The organism is Streptomyces sp. NPDC088252, assembly GCF_044740965.1.
In the GTDB taxonomy this organism is placed as follows: domain Bacteria; phylum Actinomycetota; class Actinomycetes; order Streptomycetales; family Streptomycetaceae; genus Streptomyces.
Genome location: NZ_JBIURS010000047.1, coordinates 18,020 through 36,180 on the forward strand (window position 1 = coordinate 18,020; position 18,161 = coordinate 36,180).

Genomic DNA, 18,161 nt, shown 5'->3' on the forward strand with positions numbered 1-18,161 from the left:
CCAAGATGAACCGCGAGACCGTCATCACCGAGGCGCTCGGCCTGCTCGACGAAGTCGGACTGGACGCCGTCAGCACGAGGCAGCTGGCCAAGCGCCTGGGCGTCGAGCAGCCGTCGCTCTACTGGTACTTCCGCACCAAGAAAGACCTCCTGGCCGCCATGGCGGAAGCGGCGATGGCGCCCCACGCGGCGCAACCGCTGCCGACACCCGGCGACGACTGGCGTGACTGGTTCCTGGAGAACACGCGCAGCTTCAGGCGCGCCCTGCTGATGCGCCGGGACGGCGCACGGCTCCACGCCGGCACCACCCCTACCAGCGACCTCGACCGGATCCGCCGCAAGATGGACTTCCTCATCACCTCCGGCGTGCCCGAGCGCGACGCGCAGATGGCGATGCTGGCCGCCGGCCGCTTCACGGTCGGCAGCGTCCTGGAGGAGCAGGCGGCCCCCGGCTCCGGCGCTGCTGCGCCACCGGCCGACGTGCCGACGATCGATCACGAGTCCGCGTTCGAGGCGGGACTCACCCTTATCCTGGACGGCCTGGAGCAGCGCACCGCATCAAGGTAAAGGGCACCCGTGTCGTCAAACGCTGGCGGGCTCAAGCGGCCGACGCGTCCAATGAATCCGTGCAATCCGGGGGACGCGGCGGTGTGAATCCGATCAGATCCGATGGCGATTGCTGACAGGGTTTGACGACAGATAGGGGCCGATCCTCCGTACGTATGGGGCCCTTCGGTGGCGAACCTGGTCTACAAGCGGGTCTCGACCGACCAGCAGTCGACCGCCCGCCAGGACCTCGTCCTGGACGAGGCCAGGATCGAGGATCCGGTCGTCTTCGAGGAGGACCCGGGCACCTCCAGCCGCCTCCACCCCCTCCAGCGCCCCAAGTTCCGCGAGCTGCTCACCTACGCGCCCCCGGGCGACACCGTCCACACCTCCGAGATGTTCCGCCTGGTACGCGGCACCGGGCACAGCCTCGACGTGCTCGGGAGCGCCGCAGATTCGGTCAAACCAGTGATATATGATTCACCATCCGCAAAGTTCAGAAATCCATTAGAGAGAGTGACGTTTAACTACTCCGGATTGGCGTTCCGCTGCTTTCTGATACTGAACGGCTGAAATTTTTGATCTTTCCCGAGGATTTCGTCTACGACTTTTCGGCCCTCTCGACTTTGAGGAGAATCGGCGGCGAGTACGCCTACCTCAGGAGGGATCGGGGTGACGGCAATAAATCCGATGGCATTTATAGCCACACCGCCAATTGCTGCTACTCGCAGCGACCTCGAAGCGTCAGTCCTCCACGGATGATCACTACTATTGATTGATCCTTTCCAGCCTTCTAGAAGGCTGGAAAGGAATGCCAAAGCGACGCCTGCTGCCGCTCCAATTGAGTTCGCTGCGAGGTCGCCCGAGTCGCAGGATCTGCCGATGAACGGGGCGGTAGCTTGCGCAGTCTCTAGGCCGGCAGACAAAAGCACGCCGAAGACGAAGGTCTCGATCGGCCTTCGGGAAATCAGAGTCATGAAAAAAGTAGCCGGAGCGAAGAAGGCAATGTTCATCAAACCTTGCGCACTGCTCAAGGGTGTAATGAAATCGCGATCCACAACACAGTCGCCAGAAGCGGAAGATTCTATATAACTGGGGCTCAATTTTGCCGCCAGGATTCCGGCAAGCGACCATCCGAATAGTATGGAGACAGAGAAATGGGAGCCTATACTTCGAGTTCCGCGAACCGTCGCAAAGCTCAGCAGCACACCTAATATCAGGAATGTTTGAATGAGCCAGGTGTTATGGTGCAGAATGGCGCTTACCATTGGCCCTCGTTATATTCAAAAAGTATCGATAAAGCTGGGGTCACTCCCACAGGGAGTGACCCCAGGAAATGCTATTAGCAGGGGGTGACAGGAGGGGTCTGGAACGTCTGCCGTCCACTCACGACCAAGATGCCAATGGCAGACTTACACCCAGATGCGGTGTAGGCGTTGCTCCAAGTGATGCTCTTGCTGGTCCCTGCGGAACGGCTGAACTGGGAACCGTTGTGCCGTCGGTCGGCGCCTCAGCATCGACCGAGACCGGCCCCGCCACGCGCCCGAGTTCTACACCCTGTTCGGCGACCAACACGGGCGTTGCCGCCTTGGCCGACGACCTCGTCCTGCGGCCGGGCGGCAGTGCAGTCTTGAGACACTCCCGGGCTGGAACAGGTTGACTGACCGCACAACGGCGTACGGCATCCACGAGCCGAGCAGGCGTCCTTGCCCGGGCGTCTGCGTCGGGCCGGCTTCGAGGACGTCGCGTCACAGCATCGGCGCGATCGGCAGATCCGGTTCCTGGCCCGCAAGTACTGACAGCTGACCTGGTGGCCGCGCGTGGGCCGGAGTGCCGGTCGCCGTCGAGCCGCGCTCAATGTGGTTCGACGCCACCGGCGCGCAGCCTGTCCAGGGTACGGTCCAGATTGCTGCGGGTCGCCTCGACGGCGGCGTCCGGGTCCCCGGCGACGATCGCCTCCACCAGTACATGGTGCGCGTGGTCGATCGCGTGCTGCTCCTCGCTACCGTGCAGGTCGGTGTCGGCCAGCAGATGCGCGGCCGCCTCGCGCAGGGCATCGATGAACGAGTCGAAGAGCCGGACGAGCACCGGGTTGCGCGCTGCCAGCACCACCCGGCGGTGCAGGCCCAGATCTGCCTCGACGAGCGCGGCCAGGTCGGCAGCCGCGTCGCGGGTGGCCAGCGCTTCCCGCAACGCAGTCACGTCCTCCGGTGTGCGTCGCCGCGCCGCCAGTCGGCCCGCTTCCACCTCCAGCGCCGCGCGGACCTCGTACACGTCGAAGACCGCCGAGCGGCGCAGTTCCCGGTCGAACTCCGAGACGGGGGCGGTCGCGGCGACATAGGTGCCCGAGCCGTGCCGGGCGCGCAGCTGGCCGTCGGCGATCAGCACCCGGACCGCCTCGCGCGAGGTGGTCCGGCCGACGCCGAGCAGCCGGCTCAGCTCCACCTCACCGGGGAGCTTGGAGCCGACCGGCCACTCGCCGGTGCCGATCAGGCGGCGGAGCTCGGCGACGGCCTCCTCGACCAGCGAGCGATGGCGTACCGGTCGAACAGTCATGGGACGACCCTACAGGCCCCGGGACCGCGGCCTGCAGGCCCCGGGACCATGCCCCCGGGTCCCGCCCAGGACCGTGGATCTGTCTGGTCGGTGGCCTGCCGGACCGTGGAGCTGTCCGGCTCGCGTACGGCCGGGGACGGGGCCCTCCTTCAGCTCGCCAGCTTTCGGGCCGGTTCGGGCAGCGGTACCGGCTCCGGTGTCGCCGTCGGCACCGGCAGCACCCGGTCGCGCAGGCGGAGCGCGCAGGTGAGCGCGACCAGCAGCACGCCGACCAACAGCGCGAGCACCGTGCGCAGTCCGCACGCGTCGGCCAGTCGGCCGAGCGCCGGCGCGGCGAGTCCGCCCACCGACATGGCGAGCCCCAGGGTCAGCCCGCTGGCGGTGCCGGGCCGGGTGGGCAGGTAGTCCTGAGCCAGCGTCACCTGCGGGGCGAACGGCAGGAACATGGTCAGTCCGAACAGCACCGCGCCCGCCACGGCCACGCCCGCGGACGGGGCGAACGCCACCGCGGCCAGTGCGGGGACGGCCAGCAGGTAGCCGGCGCGGATCGGTGCGAGTCGCCCGTACCGGTCGCCCAGCCAGCCCCCGAGCAGGGTGCCGACCGCCCCGGCCAGGGTGAGGAGGGTGAGCGCCGTGGCGCCCACGCCCGCCGAGGCGTGCAGATCGCGCTGGATGTGCAGGGCGAGCATCGAGGTGACCGTCACATACGGCACCGACCAGCCGACGGTGGCCGCGGCCAGGCGTCCGAACGCCCGCCAGTCGTCCCGGTGCCCGCTCACCACCGCGCCCCGCACGGCCGGCGGGACCGCCGGTGTGTGTCCCCGGCGCCGCAGCCAGGGGCCCTGCGCGGCCCAGAGGGTTGCGGCCACCAGGGCGGGTACGGCCAGCAGCCAACTGCCTGTGAGGCCGAACGAGCCGACCACGAGGGTGACCAGAGCGGGCGCCAGCGAGGCTCCCAGCGTTCCGCCGACCGAGAACAGGCTCATCGCCCGCTGGGACTGTCCACCCGCTGCCCGGGCCTGATTGGTGGCGGGCGGGTGGTAGGCGGCGATACCGATCCCGGCCAGGGCGACGCAGAGCCAGGTGATCAGGTAGCTGTCGGCCAGTCCCGCGCAGGTGAGCCCGCCCGCGGCGGTGAGGAAGCCGACCGGGATGAGCCAGCCGCGGTGGCGGCGGTCCACCAGCAGGCCGAACAGTGGCTGGACCACGCTGGACAGGCCGCTGGCCGCCAGTGCTATGCCCGAGACGGCGGTGTAGCTGTAGTGCCGTTCGGCCATCAGGAAGGGCAGCAGTGCCGGGACCGCGCCCTGGTACAGGTCGTTGACGACGTGGGTGCCGGTCAGGAAGACCAGCTGACCGCGCTTCATCGCGCCCTCCGCTCAGGCCGCTTCGCCACCGGCCGGGCGGCGTGGTGCGGCCAGGGCCGGGCCCGTTCCAGTTGGGCGCCGAGGGAGAGCAGGACGTCCTCCCGGTGGAGCCTGCCGGTCAGCATCACACCGACCGGCAGACCGTCCGGCGTCCGGTGCAGCGGCAGGCTGATCGACGGCTGCCCGGTGATGTTCGCCAGCGGTGTGCGCGGGGTGTGGGCGAGCATCCGGAGATAGGTGCGCTCCGGATCGTCGGGGTCGACCAATGAACCGACCGGCAGCGGCGGTTGGTCTGTGGTCGGGCTCAGCACGGCGTCAAACCCGGCGTAGCGGTGGCAGAGGGCGCGGGCGCGGGTGAACAGCGACGCCATCGCCGCGTACAGCCGTACCGCGCCGTGCTCGCCGCCCCGGGCCCGCAGCCAACGGGTGAGCGGCAGCAGACGTTCCTCCCGCTCGGGGGGCACCGGCACCGCGGCGGCCAGCACGCTCCACAGCACGGTGAAGTCCGCCAGGTACTCGACGGGGTCGTACGGTAGGGCCTCCTCCACATGGTGGCCGAGTCCGGCAAGCAGCTCGGCGGTGCGGCGGCAGGCAAGTGCGGCCTCGGGGTGCTGACCGGCGGTCGGCGACAGCACCCCGATCCTCAGGGGGCCGGGTTCCCGTTCTGCGCAGGCCCGGAAGTAGCCGTGAGGTGGGGCGGGCAGGGCGGCGGCATCTCCCGGGGTACTGACGGCCATGACGTCCAGCAGCAGGGCGGCGTCCGCCACCGTCCTGGCCAGCGGGCCGGCGGTGGCCAGCCCCAACACGTCCGTCCCGGGGGCGGGTGTCACCCGTCCCCGGGACGGTTTGAGGCCGACCACCCCGCAGGCCGCTGCCGGGATCCGGACCGAACCGCCGCCGTCGCTGCCCAGGGCGCCGGCGGCCAGGCCCGCGGCCACCGAGGCGGCGGCCCCGCCGCTGGAGCCGCCGGCGCCGCGGGTGAGGTCGTACGGGCAGCGAGCGGCAGCGAACACCGTCTCGGTATAGGCGGAGCAGCCGAACTCGGCGGCGATGGTGGTACCCAGCAGCACGGCGCCGGCCGCCCGCAGGGTGCCCACGACAGCGGCGTCGGCCGGGGCCGTCCGGTCGTCGAAGGCCGCCGAGCCTGCTGTGAACGGCAGTCCGGCGACCGGCCAGGTGTCCTTCACCGAGAGCGGCACCCCGAGCAGCGGCGGCGGGCCCTCGCCGTCGTCATCGTCATCGCCTGCGGCGGCCAGCCGGGCCTCGACGGCGGCGGCGGCCCGCCGGGCGCCGGGCGCGTCGACGGTGCGGTAGGCGCCCAGGTCGCTGTTCGTCTCCTCGATCCGGCGCAGGTGGTGGTCGACCAGCTCGGTCGGCGAGACGGTGCGGCCGCGGATCGCCGCGGCTTGTTCGGTCAGCGTCAGGTCATGAAGGTCTGTCATGATCACCCCTAAACTCCTCAGGTCCTCTGAGGAGTTCACCGTAGAGGGTGACCGGTCCGGAAAGCAAGGCAAGCCTTACCTCGGCTCTCCTGGCCCCGGTTCCAGCCGCCGCCCTGCTCCGTCTGCTCCCGCGAGTACCCCCTACGGCAGGAGGCTGTGCGGTTGCTTGCGGTGTCCGCGCTGGTGGAGGGCCGGGACCGGGTAGAGGTCGCCGCTCTGTTCAAGGTGTCGGCCAGGGCAGTGGACAACTGGTGGGCCAAGTGGCAGGCCGGTGGACGGGACGCACTGCTGTCCCGCGCCCGAGGTCGTCGTGTGGGGGAACACCAGGTCCTGTCCGAGGCCGAGCAGGCCGCCGTCCGGTAGGACGTGCTCGATCACACCCCCTGACCTGGGGCTTTCCGGTCAGCTGTGGACACGCGGGCAGATAGGCGAGCTGATCTTCAAGCTGTACCGAGTCCGCTTCACCGAGCCCGGCGTGGGCAAGTACCTCAAGCGCTGGGGCCTGACCTTCCAGCGTCCAGACAAACGGGCCCTCCAGCAGGATCCGGAAGCGGTCCGTCTCCGGCACGAGGAGACCTGGCCGGCCATCCGGGCCAGGGCGAAGGCGGAGAACGGTGAAGTCCTCTTCGCCGACCGGGTCGGCATCCGCTCGGACCAGGTCACCGGCCGCACCTGGGGTGCGCAGGGGCGGACGCTCCGCCGCACCGGGAACCGGTTCTCCGTAACGCGATGTCCGCGATCAGCACCCCGCGGCCGGATGCACGTCATGGTCTTCACCGAGTCGTTCGACGCGAAAGTCATGGGCCACTTCCTCGCCCGGCTCGTCGGACACTTCGACCACAAGGTCCACCTGATCGTCGACCGGCACTCGGCCCACCGCCCGAAAACCGTCCGGGCCTGGCTCGCCGACCACCAGGACGAGATCGAGCTGCACTTCCTGCCCCCGTACTCAAACGAGCTGAACCCCGACGAGCTGGTCAACGCCGACCTCGAACGCAGCCTGCCCCACACCCAGCGGGCCAGGAACCGGGCCGAACTCGCCACTGAAACCCGCAGGTTCTTCCACCGCCGACAGCGCCAGCCCCACATCGTCACCGGCTACTTCAAAGCCCCGCACGTCCGATACGTCCCCGACGAGTGAACCCAATGAGTTTCTGATCAATACTGGCGAGAAAACCGCTCCCAGTACGAGGCGGCCGTGGTCCGGGCACGGTTCCCCACAGCCGCCTGTCGTCCCTGCAAGGCCCGAGTGCAGTGCACCCGCCCCAACAACAAGTCGGATATGGGCCGCTGGATCACTCTCCGCCCGCAAGCGGAATGTGAGGCGATCCAGCAGGCACGGGCTCAGAAATACACCCAGGAGCGGAAGGAGCAGTACGCACACCGAGCCGGTGTCGAAGGCACCATTTCCCAAGGCGTTCGGGCCCTCGGCCTACGACGATGCCGCTATCACGAGCTCGCCAAAGCCCTACTGCAACACCAACTCACGGTCACCGCTATGAACTTCCACCGACTCACCGCCTGGTGGGTCCACATCCCACGGACCCAGACGCGCGTATCTCACCCGATAGAGCTCCGGCCGACAGAGCCGCGCTCCTGCTCGTGGGCGTTCACCCCAGTGACGACAGCGAGCACGAGGCGGTCCGGGAGCTGCTGACCGAAGCGCGCTCGCGTGACGGTCAGCAGTACGGTGGCTGGTTGGTCAGGGACGCTGCCACCCGCATCCACACGCCGAACAGCCGGTAAAGGCCGGGGAGAGTGCCCTGCGCCTGCACGGTCCGGCTGTCTGCCGAGGTGACCCCTGGGATTCCAAGGAGCGTCGAGGCCACTGAAGCCGACTGCCAGCGCACTGTGAGGGTGGATGGGGTCGCAGGGGCCACCGGTGCCTTCGGCGGTTTGGAGAGACTGGAGGCGACCGCTTTCTCGATAGCCGCATGCGCTTCTTCCGCAGGGCGTAGATCCGCCGCGAATCGGCCCCGTGCGTACTTCACGGCCACAGTTCTCACCGAGGCGTCGCATTCCGACATCTCTGTGCAGGCGCAGTCGTCCCCGGTGAGAACCGTCACCGGAACGCCGATGGCGGCGGCAGTGGCGTGGGTCAGGCCGATCTCACCGACGGGTCGGCTGTCCAGCCACATGTCTTCGATCTCATGGCCCATGAAACTGTGGCTGAGAACGCCGAGTGCCCCAGCCCGGGAGTGGTAGCCGACGCAGATGACGGCGTCGTGTTCGGGGGTGAGGCCTTCCAACATGCCCATGTGCTTGGGCTTGCCGCGGATGAGGCGGACTGCCGGGTGCAGGGACTCGGGTAGGAGGTTGCGCATCGGGCCGTGCGCATCATTGACGGTGATCTCTGTGGCGCCAGCCGCGACGGCACCACGGACGGCCGCATCGACGTCCTCAGCCATCATCAGCCGTCCACGCTCGTAGTCCCGACCGCCGGGCTGGACGTCGTCGGCGTCGACGAGCCCTGTGACGCCCTCCATGTCCGCACTGATGTAGATCCGCACTCTGCCATCTCCTCAAGCTTGATCGCCTGGGAGACGTCTTTTACTCATCCTCTGGTTCCTTCACCAGCTCGCGACCACCTGGTTTCGGGGTTGGGCGGGCACGGCTGCCTCGGGCTCATCCGCCTGTACCAGAGCACACTTTTCTGTCACGCAAGGATCAGGAGGAGCTTCTGAACCGAATTCGCCAACAGTGTCAGGCAGCTGCCGGGGCCAGGGCATTTCGCATCGCAGCCACCGGTAGCCACCCGGGAGGCAACGCATATCCCTGACAAGCGCCTCACCAACTGCCGCAGGGGCGTTCGGCGCCGAGCTGGATCTCGCGTCGGCGTTCGCGGCAGGCATGCAGGCCGCTCACGATTCGGCCTACTCCCTCCGCCCAGCCACCACGATTACCGAGGGCAAGGTCGCCGGATACGTCGCCAAGTACGCCACCAAGGGCACCGAAGCCGCGACCGGCACCCTCGACCACCGCCTGAAGAAGATCACCGAACTCTGGACGGAATCCGTACCCGAGCACGGCGCTTGCATGATCCGCACCGCCTGGACCCTCGGTGCCCGCGACGACCTCAAGCACCTGAACCTGCGCAAGCGGGCCCACATGCTCGGCTTCCGCGACCACATCTCCACCAAGACCCGCGCCTACTCCACCACCCTCGGCGCTCTCCGGGCATCCCGCGCTGCCTGGCACCGCCGCCACACTCCTCCACCGTCACCGACGGCCCTCGTCCTCGCCCACTGGGCCTACGACGGCACCGGCCTGACCCCCGACCTCGAACGTCTCGCTGCCCTCATCGGCGGCGGCCCGCCGCGCGGGCCACCGTCAACGGCAGCGCGCCGATGTTGGCGACCTGGTCCACGATCACCAAAACGGTGCCGAACTCGGCCACAAGTTTGGAGAACAGTTCCAGCAGTTGCGGCTCGGTGTTGGGCAGCCGCTTGTCGTGCACGGTTCTGCCCTCCGCGGTCCGGCCGTGGGCGTGGTGGAACTCTTTCCCAGGTCCAGGCGGAGGAAGAGGTCTATCGCGGTCGTGTCGACCATGTGCGCGTGCCCCTCGTCTCTCGTCTCCTCAGTTCCCGGCCGTCCCTGCGGCACCACACGCCGGCAACCACGTTACGCAGACGTCCCCGCCCTGAAACGGCCCGGCGTTGCACCGGACCAGACGGTCGTCAGGCCCCTCATCAGCGGTCAAGCGGTGCCCCGAAACCCGGCGGCAACACTCCCAGGTCATCACTTCGACAGGGGGCACACAGCCACACCGGCCCCCGGGGGCCAGGCGCCCCATTGCGGGGCCACGAAAAAGGTAACGGGGAACCATCCCCGCGGGCGCGGGGAGCAGTCCGGGCGGTGGCGGTTGGGCGACAACTTCGGGGAACCATCCCTGCGGGCGCGGGGAGCAGTCCGGGCGGTGGCGGTTGGGCGACAACTTCGGGGAACCATCCCTGCGGGCGCGGGGAGCAGGCTCCGCGACCTGCGGTTTTAGCGCGGGCATAGGCCGTTCTGGAGTACTTCTACAGATTCCGGCAAATCAACTGAACAGCGCATTACCGGCATTCATGCCCTCCCGGAGCGGCGCCGCTTGGATGCCTTGCTCCAGCCCGGCTTCGGGCTCTCGCCCCGGGTGCCGCCGCAGCGTTCGGGCGGCGGATCAGCGTCAGGCCCTCGTGATCGACAGGGTGCCAGTTGTGGTCGTGGGTCCGGAAGGTGAAGCCCTGTTCGTTGTTCGTCGTACGGGCGAGCAGGGCCCGGCCCTGCCCCGCGTACTGCTGTACCTCGTCCCACAGCACGTCGCGGATCCTCGCCGACGGATTGCCGATGAAGACGCCCGCGGAGATCTCGAGCAGCCAGCGGGTGAGGAACCCGCGTAGGCCTGCAGGGCAGTTGGTGAGGACGATGACGGTCACCAGAGCATCGCCTCGTCCTCACCGCTGTCCGTGGCCTCGTCCCTGCCCCCGTAGTTGCGGCCGGCTGGGACCTTGTGGCCGCCGTCGCTCTGGAGCGTGACGGCATCCTGGTCGCCGGAGGCGGCGGAGGCTGCGCCGTCCGGCAGCAGGAGGCGCTTGATGTCGTCCACGCAGCGGTCCAGCAGCGATGTTTCGTTGATGCGGTCACGCAGGGCTCTGCGGGTGCGGGAGGCCACGTCCTCCTCGTCCTCCGCGGCGATGTCGAAGGCCAGAGGGGTGCCGATCTGGGTCTTGTAGGGGTCAGCGATGTCGAGGACGAAGGACAGTTCGTGGCCGGAGTGGACAAAGCCCGGTGCCGGGCTGCAGCCGAGAGAGACCACGACCGCGTGGGCGATGCCGTACATGCACTGGGCGGCAGCGGTGATGGCCTGGTTGACCGGGTCGCCGGCGGCGAAGTCGCCCGGGGTGTACTTGCGGCCGCGCCATCGGATGCCGGTGCGGGCCGCCTGGGCCCGGGTAGCAGTCTTTGACGCGGTGGCCTTCGCTGCCTAAAAGTCCCTTGCGGGTGAGTCCGGCCGGGTCCTCGTCGGGGAAGCGCAGCCGGTACATGGCACGGGCGACGGCCAGACGGCTGCGGGCGTTCGCCCACTGGACCGCCTGGGCCTCGGCGAGCGCGGACGAGCGGGTCAGGGCGCGCCCGCCTGTGTAGTAGAGCACTCCTTGCTCCCCCACCCAGGCGACGGCGGCGCCGGTCTCGCCGAGGACGCTCATCGCCTGGTGCGTGATGCGGGTTCCGGGACCCAGGAGCAGGGTGCCGCTGGTCGCCGACGGAATGTGGGTGGTTCCCTCGGCGTCCTCGGCGGTGGTGGCGTTGGCGTCCCGGTGCACCGTGCAGCGCTCCAGGTAGATGAAGGTCAGCCGTTCGCCGGTGCGGGTGAGGTGGCGCGGGGTGAGGGCCGTGCGCTGGGAGACCGTTGTCACCGTTTCACTCCGCGCCGGTGAGCGGTGCCAGGGTGATGAGGCCGCAGCCGTACGCCTTCGCCTTGCCGATTCCCTGGGTGAGGGTGCGGCGCAGCGCGGCGGGGTCGGTCACTTCGAGCCGGCCGTCGAAGGTGACCGTCACGATGGTGACGGGCTTCTTGCTGGTGCCGTCGCCGCTGCGGGACTTGTCGAAGGACAGGCCGTGCTTGTCCCGGACGGTCAGTTCGTACTGGTCCCCGGAGTGCTCGTGCTTCTTGTACGTCGTCCCGCCGGGCAGCAGGCGTTTGCTCTCCGGCTTCTCGAGGATGCGGAAGCCTCCCAGGCGCGGATGGCTTTGGAGCTGTAGCCCTTGTCGCCCAGGACGTGGTCGGGCCGAATCCGTGGCCGTCCCGGTCCGAGCGGGGCACCCGTATCGTGTCCATCACGGCTGTGAACTGGGCGCAGTCGTTGGTGTTCCCGCCAGTGACAGTGAAGGCGAGCGGACGTCCCAGGGCGTCGCAGGCCAGGTGGATCTTGCTGGTCAGGCCGCCCCGGGAGCGCCCGAGCGCAGGGCTGCGGAGCCCCCTTTCCGGGCCCCGGCGGCGTGCTGGTGGGCCCGGACGGCCGTGGAGTCGACCGACACGAGCCAGTCGATACCTCCGTGCATGATCAGGAGGCCGGGCGGGCGTTCGCTCGCGTGAGGATCAAGAGGGAATGAGGATCACGAGTGAGTCTGAGCCGCAGGCCGCTGAGTCGGTTGCTTTGACGTTGCCTCAGGTGGCGTCGTGGATCGGCCCGGGTGCCAATGAGCCCGGGGGCCACTGCCGAGATCACCAAGGCGATTGGCGAGGAAGGCGTGGAACGGCTCGCGGGCGTTCTTGGAAAGGATCCCGCTGAGGCCGCGCAGTACCTGGCTGATCGGCTGCCGCAGGCGACCGACGCAGCGACGTCGGGCGGGTCGGCGACGCCCAGCGCCCGTCGCGGCAGCCTTGCCCCTGACACGCTGCTCCTCCTGTTCAGCGAGGTTCCCGACGAGATCACCATCCGGGAGCCCGGGGAGGGGATCCACTTCGGGCTCAACTGAGCTCCCAAGCGCCGCGGCAGGTCGTGGCCGTCAGCGCGGCCCGGCGGTGCGGTGAGCGTCGAGGGCGACCCCCGCGCCGTGCCCGGCGAGTTCTTCGTGCAGGCCGACGTTGTCACGGTGCACGACGGCGATCACAGTGGCTGCGGCCACCAGAGGTCGCTTGACTGAGCGAGAGTGAGCAGAACCTCGCCCCGGATGTCCGCTCCGGCCTTCGTCCCCGCGGCCTTCCGGGGCCGGGGCGCTTCTCCAGATACATCGGTACTGGGAGAAGAGGAGAGGGCGGCGGTGTCCGCGCGGGATCAACCTCTCGCCGCCGGCGGGGTGTGGGAACTACTCCTGTTCGACCGCTGCCTTCCCGTCATTTGTATGTGGAGAACGGCCGAGTTCATGACGGGCTGGCCCCGCCCTTGCCACGATGGCGTCATGGACACCACAGCGGAACAGAGCGAGCCCCTGCTGCGGATCACCGTGGCCGATGACCCGAACGCGCTGCAGTCCCTGCTCGACTGGCTGCGGCATGAGGACGAGCTCCGCGGGCGGCTGCGCCTGGAACCCTCCTCCGGTGGGACTGGCGGCGAGATGGGCGGTCTGCTCGAGGTGCTCACCATCGCGATGGGCTCCGGCGGGGCAGGGGCGGTGCTCGCCCGCTCGCTGTCCACATGGCTCACTCACCGCCACGCGGACGTGAAGGTCACCGTCAAGGGGCCGGACGGTCGCAGCGTCGAGGTCGACGCGCACCTGCTCCAGGACGATGTCCCCGGCTTGATTCGCGAGATCAGGCAGCTGGTCGACGGACCGGAGCAACAGGGGTGAGCCGGTTCCCTGACCCGGCTCGGTCACGCGCCGTGCTGATCGGCGTCAGCCACTTCCCGGAATCCCCCGAACTGGCGGACCTCCCGGCCGTGCGGGAGAACGTCGCGGGCCTGTGGCGCCGACTAACCGACGACGCCGCAGGCGTGCTGGGACCCGGGCACTGCGAGGTCGCAGACCCGGAAGGCTCCACCGCCGACATCGGCCGCGCCATCAGCAGGGCGGCTGCGGAAGCCTCGGACATGCTGCTGATCTACTACGCCGGGCACGGCCTGGTCGACGACCGGGGACGGCTGTACCTGGCGACGAACGCGACCCGGGCCGACGCTCCGAAGTACAGCGCGCTGGGCGTCGACCTGCTGCGCGAGGACCTTGGCGGCAGCGGCGCCGCCGCCCGCGTCCTGATCCTGGACTGCTGCTTCTCCGGTCGGGCCATCGAGACGATGACCGGCGAGGAGGGCCTACTGGATGGCCAGCTCTCCATCGCAGGCACCTACACAATGACGTCCACCACCGCCAACGCCCCCTCCTACGCGCTCGCCGGTGAGCGCTACACCGCCTTCACCGGGGCACTGCTGGCGGCGCTAGACAGCCCGCAGCCGCTGACTCTCGACGAGGTCTACCGCAGCGTCGCCGCTGACCTCCAGTCCCGCGGCTTGCCCCGGCCACGCCAGCGGGCGACCGACACCGCCGGAGCCCTGGCACTCGCGCGAGGCCCAGCCGAGCCCGACAAGCCGCCGTCCGACCCGGTGAACGAAGTGCGGTTCCGCCGCGACCGCGCAGCGGCGAAGACGCAGATGAAGAGGAACATGCCGAAGCCTCTTGGACTCGTCTCCGTGTTTGTAGTCGGGCTTCCCGTGCTCTTCGCAGGGCTGAACCACGACGCGAGCTGGCTGTGGGCGATCCCCTTGTGGGGGTGTGGTTTTGCAGCCCTGATAGGGCTCATTACCGCTCTGGTCGGCCGGTCCTTGCCCCTGGAGACGGAGTTGGTCATCGACCGCTCGGTCATCACCGTGCACCTGCATAGGAGCAAGGCCAGTACTGGCACGTTGCGGATACCGTGGAGGGACATCTCGCATGTGGGCGTCCTGCCCCCCAAGCGCGGCTCGGTGAACCCGAAGCTGACACAGGTCTACGAGGGCAACCACCTGCTAGTGGTCCGCCTGCGGCCAGGTGTTCCGTTCTCCTCAACCAAAGGCATGACGTTCTCAGACGAGCTGCACGAGCTCGGCTACCGCGTCATCGCCACGATCGGGAGCTTCGGCGCCGACAGAGAGCAGATCCTCGCTGCGCTGGACCAGTTCGCGGGCGACCGTGTGCTGCACACCGAGCAGGAGTTCCTCGCCCGCGACCCCCGCATCCAGCCGAAGATGTTCTGACGCACGGCCGCAACGGGAAACGTCTTGGGGCTGGCCCGGCTGCCTTCTCGGGGCCGACTACTGAACTCGATCGAGCGATGTCGGGGCATTTGCCTGACAGTGCGTGGGCCTGCTCGGTAATTGTGGTTTGTGAGATACGCGCAGGGCGGCGGCTTGACCGACGTGAAGAGGGCTGCGAGGGAGTGGGTTCGGCTGGGGGCAGTGAGGTTTTCTCAGTGGCGCGATTCTTCCCATCCCGTTCGGCGCTGATCGTCGCGATGACAGCTCCGCCGCTGACCGGGAGCGACATGTCAACGAGCAGCGCCTCTGCCATCGGGCAGGACGTTGCGCGAGATGGTCTGTTTCAGGATGCCTTTTGGTCGGCGGGCTTCTTGATCTCGGTGGTCACCCGTGCCCCTCGGAAGAGCACCGGGAGCCACAGGAGACATGCCAGCAGGGGGACTGCGGCGTAGGTGGCCATGCCTACACTGGAGCCCATCCCGTCCATGAGCGCGCCGAGGACGAGATAGCCGGTGCCGATGAGCGCCGACTCCACGAATGCGATCATCGACAGCAGGCTCGCCCGGTGGCGCGACGACACTGCCTCGTTGAACGCGTTGTCCACGAGCACGGCGGTGATCTCGGGAATTCCGACCAGGGCCAGGAACGCGGCGATGGTGACCCAGACAAGGCCGAGGCCGCTCAGGGCGAGTGCCGCGGCGAGCGTCAGGAGAGACACCCGTCTTCACGATGCTGGGCTACAACTTCTCGCCGCGCTTCAAGTACCTGGGCGGCCAGCGGTTCTGGCGGGCGGAGATGCCCGGTGTGGAGACCGGAGACTACGGGCCGCTGGAGGATTTGGCCCGCAACAAGGTCAACCTGACCAAGGTCACCACACACTGGCCGGACATGCTGCGGGTCACCGGCTCACTGGTGAGCGGGCAGGTCCGCGCGTACGACCTGCTGCGGATGTTCGGCCGCGAGGGGCGGCGACCCCGCTGGGCCAGGCGTTCACCGAGTACGGGCGCATCGCCAAGACCCTGCACCTGCTCCGGGTCGTCGACCCGGTCGACGACACCTACCGGCGCCGGATGAACCGGCAACTCACCGTCCAGGTGTCACGGCACCAGCTCGCCCGCGACATCTGCCACGGCAAGCGCGGACAGATCATGCAGGCATTCAGGACAGGGCAAGAGGAACCAACTCGGCGCGCTCGGCCTGGTCCTCAATGCCGCCGTGCTCTGGACAACGCGCCACCTCGACGCCGCCGTCGACCACCTGCGGGCCCTGCCGCCCGGGGAGCGGGAGCATGACGTCCTGGACGAGGACGTGGCCCGGGTCTCCTCGCTGAAGCACGCCAACCTCAACTGCCTTGACCGCTACCGCTTCGCCGCCCGCCCGCCACGCGAGGGCCTGCGCCCACTGTGTGCCCCGGCGACCGTCCACCTCGACGAGGACGACGAGGGCACCGGCGAATGACGCGGCGTTAGGGCGAGCATCAGGTCGCGATCAATGAGCATCGCAGCTTCCGGGGCGGGTGCCCGCCCGGGGTACAAGGCCCGGCGATCTGCGGCTGCGCCGTGTGGACGCGAGTGGCCGGAAGCGTTGCCGCAGGCAGGCAGCGGCGGGGGCCCGAGGGCCCCGGCTGCCTGCCCGCCGGGACGGTGTGTCAGACCACGGCGAGCCGGTCCACCAGCAGCTCCACCCTCTGCGCGGCGTCCTCCGGCAGCAGCCGTCCCGCCCGGGTCAGGGTCGCAAGGCCGTGCAGGGACGCCCAGAACACCTCGGTGAACAGCCCCGGGTGGACGCCGTCCCCGGCGACCTCGCCCAGGCTCTCCAGCAGCGCGGCGAAGGCGTCCTTGAGAGGTTCCGGGGTGTCCTCCTGCGCGTACGCCAGGCCGCCGTCGAGCTGGAACAAGGCGTCGTAGACCGCCGGGTTGCGTGCGGCGAAGTCGAGGTAGGCGCGGGCCAGGGCGGCGACCCGCTCGCGCGGGCCGTCCGCGGCGGAGGTCGCGGCACGCACCGCCGCGGCCATCTCCGCGGCGCCTTCGAGGGCGACGGCGCCGATGATCTCGCGCTTGCCGCGGAAGTGGCTGTAGAGGACGGGCTGGCTGTATTCGATGCGCTCGGCGAGCCGGCGGGTGGTGACCGCGTCCCAGCCCTGCTGCTCGGCGAGTTCGCGGGCCGTTGCCACGATGAGGCGTTCGCGCTCCGCCCGTTCGCGCTGCTTGCGTTCCTGTACTGACATGATTCGATCCTAGCATCGCTAGACAATCAAGCGAGAGTAGCGCTAGCGTTGCCCTATCACCTAGCAACACTAGATGTCAGGGGGCATCATGTTCAACGCACTCGAGGTCGTCACCACCGTGATCGTCGGCGTGATGGTGGGGGTGGAGTTCTCCGTCGCCTTCGTCATGAACCCGATCCTCAACGCACTCCCCGAGGACAGTGGCCAGCTCGGCCACGCCCACGGGGGCCGGATGCTCGGCGCCGTGATGCCGGTCTGGTACATCGGCTCTCTCATCCTCGTCGCGGTCTGGGCCATCGCAGGATGGCACCACCACGGCACCGGCCTCGTCGTCACCGCCGGCGCGCTGCTGGCCCTCAGCGTGATCATGTCGCTCCTGCTGCTTGTCCCGATCAACAACCGGAACAAGACGTGGACCCCTGACAACCGACCCGCCGATTGGAAGGAGCAGATGAACCGCTGGGACCGCTACCACTACGTCCGCGTCGCCGTCATCATCGCCGCCTTCGCCCTGCTCGTCGCCGCCCTCACCTGAGCCTGCGGGCCGGCACCGCGCCGGTGGCGCACAATCCCCACTCCCCGGGCGGCAGCTGGCCACCGAAATCCCGACATCCGGGAATGCAACTGCCGCTCAGATCCAACAACGGCGATCCCGACAAACCACGCCCCTCGATCAGCCGCGTGCGCGCAGCCTGATCAGGCCCCACACGACTCAGCAAGCTCCACGAAGCTCACCAAGCCGACGAAGACTCGCAAGGAGAAGAACAATGTCGCTGAAGAAGATCAACACCTTCCTGGCCGGCGCCTTCATCCTCTTCATCCTCTGGTTCGGGGCGGAGTTCATCCTGAGCCCGGAGACGACAGCACCGGGCTTCGGCCTGCCGAACTGGCCGTCCGGCGACGGCGACGGCTTCCTGATCATCAAGGGAATCCGCGACGTCGTCCTGGCCCTGGTCCTGGGCATCCTGCTGGTGACGGGCCACCGCCGGGCGCTGGGCTGGGCGCTGCTGGTGGAGGCCCTCGCCGCGTACGGCGACATGGCCACCGTGCTGGCCCATCACGGCTCCGTGGCCACCGCTCTCGGCGTCCACGGCCTGACCGCGACACTGATGGTGGTCAACGGCCTGCTGATAGTGCGCGAGACCCGCAAGGCCGCGGCCGCTCCGGCAACGCCCGCCCCGCAGCCCGCCTACTGAGGTTTTCAGGGTGGGTTCGGTTGGGTGAGGGGCAGACCGGTGGCGGTGAGGCATCCGTCAATGAGGTGGGGCCGGAGCTGGGTTCTGCGTAACTCGCGCGGAGTATGCGGTCGAGGTCGTCGGGTGTGTCGGACGCGGTGTCGGCCATCGCTCTCCGCACCAGTGACCAGATCCCCTCGACGG

13 protein-coding genes and 11 pseudogenes are annotated in these 18,161 nt (G+C 68.8%); 12 read left to right on the forward strand and 12 right to left on the reverse strand.

Annotation, left to right across the window (positions count from 1 at the left end; genetic code table 11):
* The first annotated feature begins 5 nt into the window (after positions 1 to 5).
* Positions 6 to 566, forward strand: a complete 561-nt coding sequence (locus ACIOHC_RS42310) for a TetR/AcrR family transcriptional regulator C-terminal domain-containing protein (RefSeq protein WP_401846763.1) — start codon at positions 6 to 8, stop codon at positions 564 to 566.
* Positions 567 to 734: 168 nt separating this feature from the next.
* The gene (locus ACIOHC_RS42315) at positions 735 to 1,118 is read left to right on the forward strand and encodes a recombinase family protein (protein WP_401846748.1); all 384 of its coding nucleotides are present in this window, start codon (positions 735 to 737) and stop codon (positions 1,116 to 1,118) included.
* On the opposite strand, the gene ACIOHC_RS42320 is transcribed toward ACIOHC_RS42315, so the two are convergent.
* The 4 genes from ACIOHC_RS42320 to ACIOHC_RS42335 form a co-directional block, all read right to left on the reverse strand.
* The gene (locus ACIOHC_RS42320) at positions 1,073 to 1,813 is read right to left on the reverse strand and encodes a VanZ family protein (protein ID WP_401846751.1); all 741 of its coding nucleotides are present in this window, start codon (positions 1,811 to 1,813) and stop codon (positions 1,073 to 1,075) included. The two genes, ACIOHC_RS42315 and ACIOHC_RS42320, sit on opposite strands and share 46 nt — an antisense overlap.
* A gap of 586 nt (positions 1,814 to 2,399) precedes the next feature.
* Positions 2,400 to 3,101, reverse strand: a complete 702-nt coding sequence (locus ACIOHC_RS42325) for a FadR/GntR family transcriptional regulator (RefSeq protein WP_351086756.1) — start codon at positions 3,099 to 3,101, stop codon at positions 2,400 to 2,402.
* Between the two features lie 149 nt (positions 3,102 to 3,250).
* The gene (locus tag ACIOHC_RS42330) at positions 3,251 to 4,468 is read right to left on the reverse strand and encodes an MFS transporter (protein ID WP_401846753.1); all 1,218 of its coding nucleotides are present in this window, start codon (positions 4,466 to 4,468) and stop codon (positions 3,251 to 3,253) included.
* Positions 4,465 to 5,910 (reverse strand): amidase, encoded by a 1,446-nt coding sequence (locus tag ACIOHC_RS42335; RefSeq protein WP_401846756.1) that lies wholly within the window; start codon positions 5,908 to 5,910, stop codon positions 4,465 to 4,467. The genes ACIOHC_RS42330 and ACIOHC_RS42335 overlap by 4 nt, the downstream gene beginning before the upstream one ends.
* Before the next feature lie 162 nt (positions 5,911 to 6,072).
* On the opposite strand from ACIOHC_RS42335, the pseudogene ACIOHC_RS42340 reads away from it, so the two are divergent.
* Positions 6,073 to 7,068, forward strand: a pseudogene (locus tag ACIOHC_RS42340) (IS630 family transposase).
* Positions 7,069 to 7,084: 16 nt separating this feature from the next.
* A pseudogene (locus ACIOHC_RS42345) lies at positions 7,085 to 7,567 on the forward strand (transposase); the annotation flags it as partial.
* 22 nt (positions 7,568 to 7,589) lie between these two features.
* Here ACIOHC_RS42345 and ACIOHC_RS42350 read toward each other — a convergent pair.
* Complete coding sequence (locus ACIOHC_RS42350) at positions 7,590 to 8,420, reverse strand: M55 family metallopeptidase (protein ID WP_389638105.1); 831 nt, start codon at positions 8,418 to 8,420, stop codon at positions 7,590 to 7,592.
* A gap of 340 nt (positions 8,421 to 8,760) precedes the next feature.
* Between ACIOHC_RS42350 and ACIOHC_RS42355 the strand changes: the two are divergent.
* A pseudogene (locus tag ACIOHC_RS42355) lies at positions 8,761 to 9,141 on the forward strand (replication initiator); the annotation flags it as partial.
* 79 nt (positions 9,142 to 9,220) lie between these two features.
* On the opposite strand, the pseudogene ACIOHC_RS42360 reads toward ACIOHC_RS42355, so the two are convergent.
* The 5 pseudogenes from ACIOHC_RS42360 to ACIOHC_RS42380 form a co-directional block, all read right to left on the reverse strand.
* Positions 9,221 to 9,459 (reverse strand): annotated as a pseudogene (locus tag ACIOHC_RS42360) (transposase); the annotation flags it as partial.
* A 513-nt stretch (positions 9,460 to 9,972) separates the two neighbouring features.
* A pseudogene (gene cas2e / locus ACIOHC_RS42365) lies at positions 9,973 to 10,322 on the reverse strand (type I-E CRISPR-associated endoribonuclease Cas2e).
* Positions 10,319 to 11,303, reverse strand: a pseudogene (gene cas1e, locus ACIOHC_RS42370) (type I-E CRISPR-associated endonuclease Cas1e). The pseudogenes cas2e and cas1e overlap by 4 nt, the downstream one beginning before the upstream one ends.
* A 4-nt stretch (positions 11,304 to 11,307) precedes the next feature.
* Positions 11,308 to 11,619, reverse strand: a pseudogene (cas6e, locus tag ACIOHC_RS42375) (type I-E CRISPR-associated protein Cas6/Cse3/CasE); the annotation flags it as partial.
* Between the two features lie 8 nt (positions 11,620 to 11,627).
* Positions 11,628 to 11,943, reverse strand: a pseudogene (locus ACIOHC_RS42380) (transposase); the annotation flags it as partial.
* A 144-nt stretch (positions 11,944 to 12,087) separates the two neighbouring features.
* Between ACIOHC_RS42380 and ACIOHC_RS42385 the strand changes: the two are divergent.
* The 3 genes from ACIOHC_RS42385 to ACIOHC_RS42395 all read left to right on the forward strand — a co-directional run bounded on the left by ACIOHC_RS42385 (position 12,088) and on the right by ACIOHC_RS42395 (position 14,555).
* Complete coding sequence (locus ACIOHC_RS42385) at positions 12,088 to 12,366, forward strand: hypothetical protein (RefSeq protein WP_351087105.1); 279 nt, start codon at positions 12,088 to 12,090, stop codon at positions 12,364 to 12,366.
* Positions 12,367 to 12,789: 423 nt separating this feature from the next.
* Positions 12,790 to 13,179 (forward strand): hypothetical protein, encoded by a 390-nt coding sequence (locus ACIOHC_RS42390; RefSeq protein WP_401846758.1) that lies wholly within the window; start codon positions 12,790 to 12,792, stop codon positions 13,177 to 13,179.
* Entirely contained in the window at positions 13,176 to 14,555 is a 1,380-nt protein-coding gene (locus tag ACIOHC_RS42395; RefSeq protein WP_351087101.1) for a caspase family protein, read from the forward strand. The genes ACIOHC_RS42390 and ACIOHC_RS42395 overlap by 4 nt, the downstream gene beginning before the upstream one ends.
* A 343-nt stretch (positions 14,556 to 14,898) precedes the next feature.
* On the opposite strand, the pseudogene ACIOHC_RS42400 reads toward ACIOHC_RS42395, so the two are convergent.
* Positions 14,899 to 15,273: pseudogene (locus tag ACIOHC_RS42400) on the reverse strand (MFS transporter); the annotation flags it as partial.
* Between the two features lie 11 nt (positions 15,274 to 15,284).
* Between ACIOHC_RS42400 and ACIOHC_RS42405 the strand changes: the two are divergent.
* Positions 15,285 to 15,847: pseudogene (locus tag ACIOHC_RS42405) on the forward strand (Tn3 family transposase).
* Positions 15,729 to 16,013 (forward strand): annotated as a pseudogene (locus ACIOHC_RS42410) (Tn3 family transposase); the annotation flags it as partial. The pseudogenes ACIOHC_RS42405 and ACIOHC_RS42410, both read left to right, overlap by 119 nt.
* A gap of 190 nt (positions 16,014 to 16,203) precedes the next feature.
* Here ACIOHC_RS42410 and ACIOHC_RS42415 read toward each other — a convergent pair.
* Positions 16,204 to 16,782: a TetR/AcrR family transcriptional regulator gene (locus ACIOHC_RS42415; protein ID WP_351087311.1), complete on the reverse strand. Its 579-nt coding sequence runs from the start codon at positions 16,780 to 16,782 to the stop codon at positions 16,204 to 16,206.
* 88 nt (positions 16,783 to 16,870) lie between these two features.
* Between ACIOHC_RS42415 and ACIOHC_RS42420 the strand changes: the two genes are divergently transcribed.
* Entirely contained in the window at positions 16,871 to 17,317 is a 447-nt protein-coding gene (locus ACIOHC_RS42420) for a DUF1772 domain-containing protein (RefSeq protein ID WP_351087313.1), read from the forward strand.
* A 232-nt stretch (positions 17,318 to 17,549) separates the two neighbouring features.
* Positions 17,550 to 17,978: a DUF4267 domain-containing protein gene (locus ACIOHC_RS42425; RefSeq protein ID WP_351087315.1), complete on the forward strand. Its 429-nt coding sequence runs from the start codon at positions 17,550 to 17,552 to the stop codon at positions 17,976 to 17,978.
* The last annotated feature ends 183 nt before the right edge of the window (positions 17,979 to 18,161 follow it).

What these genes read in the sequence shown, in the direction of transcription:
- ACIOHC_RS42310 (WP_401846763.1), top strand. Translation starts at nt 6, where the DNA reads ATGAACCGCGAGACCGTCATCACCGAGGCGCTCGGCCTGCTCGACGAA.
- ACIOHC_RS42320 (WP_401846751.1), bottom strand. Translation starts at nt 1,813, where the DNA reads ATGGTAAGCGCCATTCTGCACCATAACACCTGGCTCATTCAAACATTC.
- ACIOHC_RS42325 (WP_351086756.1), bottom strand. Translation starts at nt 3,101, where the DNA reads ATGACTGTTCGACCGGTACGCCATCGCTCGCTGGTCGAGGAGGCCGTC.
- ACIOHC_RS42330 (WP_401846753.1), bottom strand. Translation starts at nt 4,468, where the DNA reads ATGAAGCGCGGTCAGCTGGTCTTCCTGACCGGCACCCACGTCGTCAAC.
- ACIOHC_RS42335 (WP_401846756.1), bottom strand. Translation starts at nt 5,910, where the DNA reads ATGACAGACCTTCATGACCTGACGCTGACCGAACAAGCCGCGGCGATC.
- ACIOHC_RS42385 (WP_351087105.1), top strand. Translation starts at nt 12,088, where the DNA reads ATGAGCCCGGGGGCCACTGCCGAGATCACCAAGGCGATTGGCGAGGAA.
- ACIOHC_RS42390 (WP_401846758.1), top strand. Translation starts at nt 12,790, where the DNA reads ATGGACACCACAGCGGAACAGAGCGAGCCCCTGCTGCGGATCACCGTG.
- ACIOHC_RS42415 (WP_351087311.1), bottom strand. Translation starts at nt 16,782, where the DNA reads ATGTCAGTACAGGAACGCAAGCAGCGCGAACGGGCGGAGCGCGAACGC.
- ACIOHC_RS42420 (WP_351087313.1), top strand. Translation starts at nt 16,871, where the DNA reads ATGTTCAACGCACTCGAGGTCGTCACCACCGTGATCGTCGGCGTGATG.
- ACIOHC_RS42425 (WP_351087315.1), top strand. Translation starts at nt 17,550, where the DNA reads ATGTCGCTGAAGAAGATCAACACCTTCCTGGCCGGCGCCTTCATCCTC.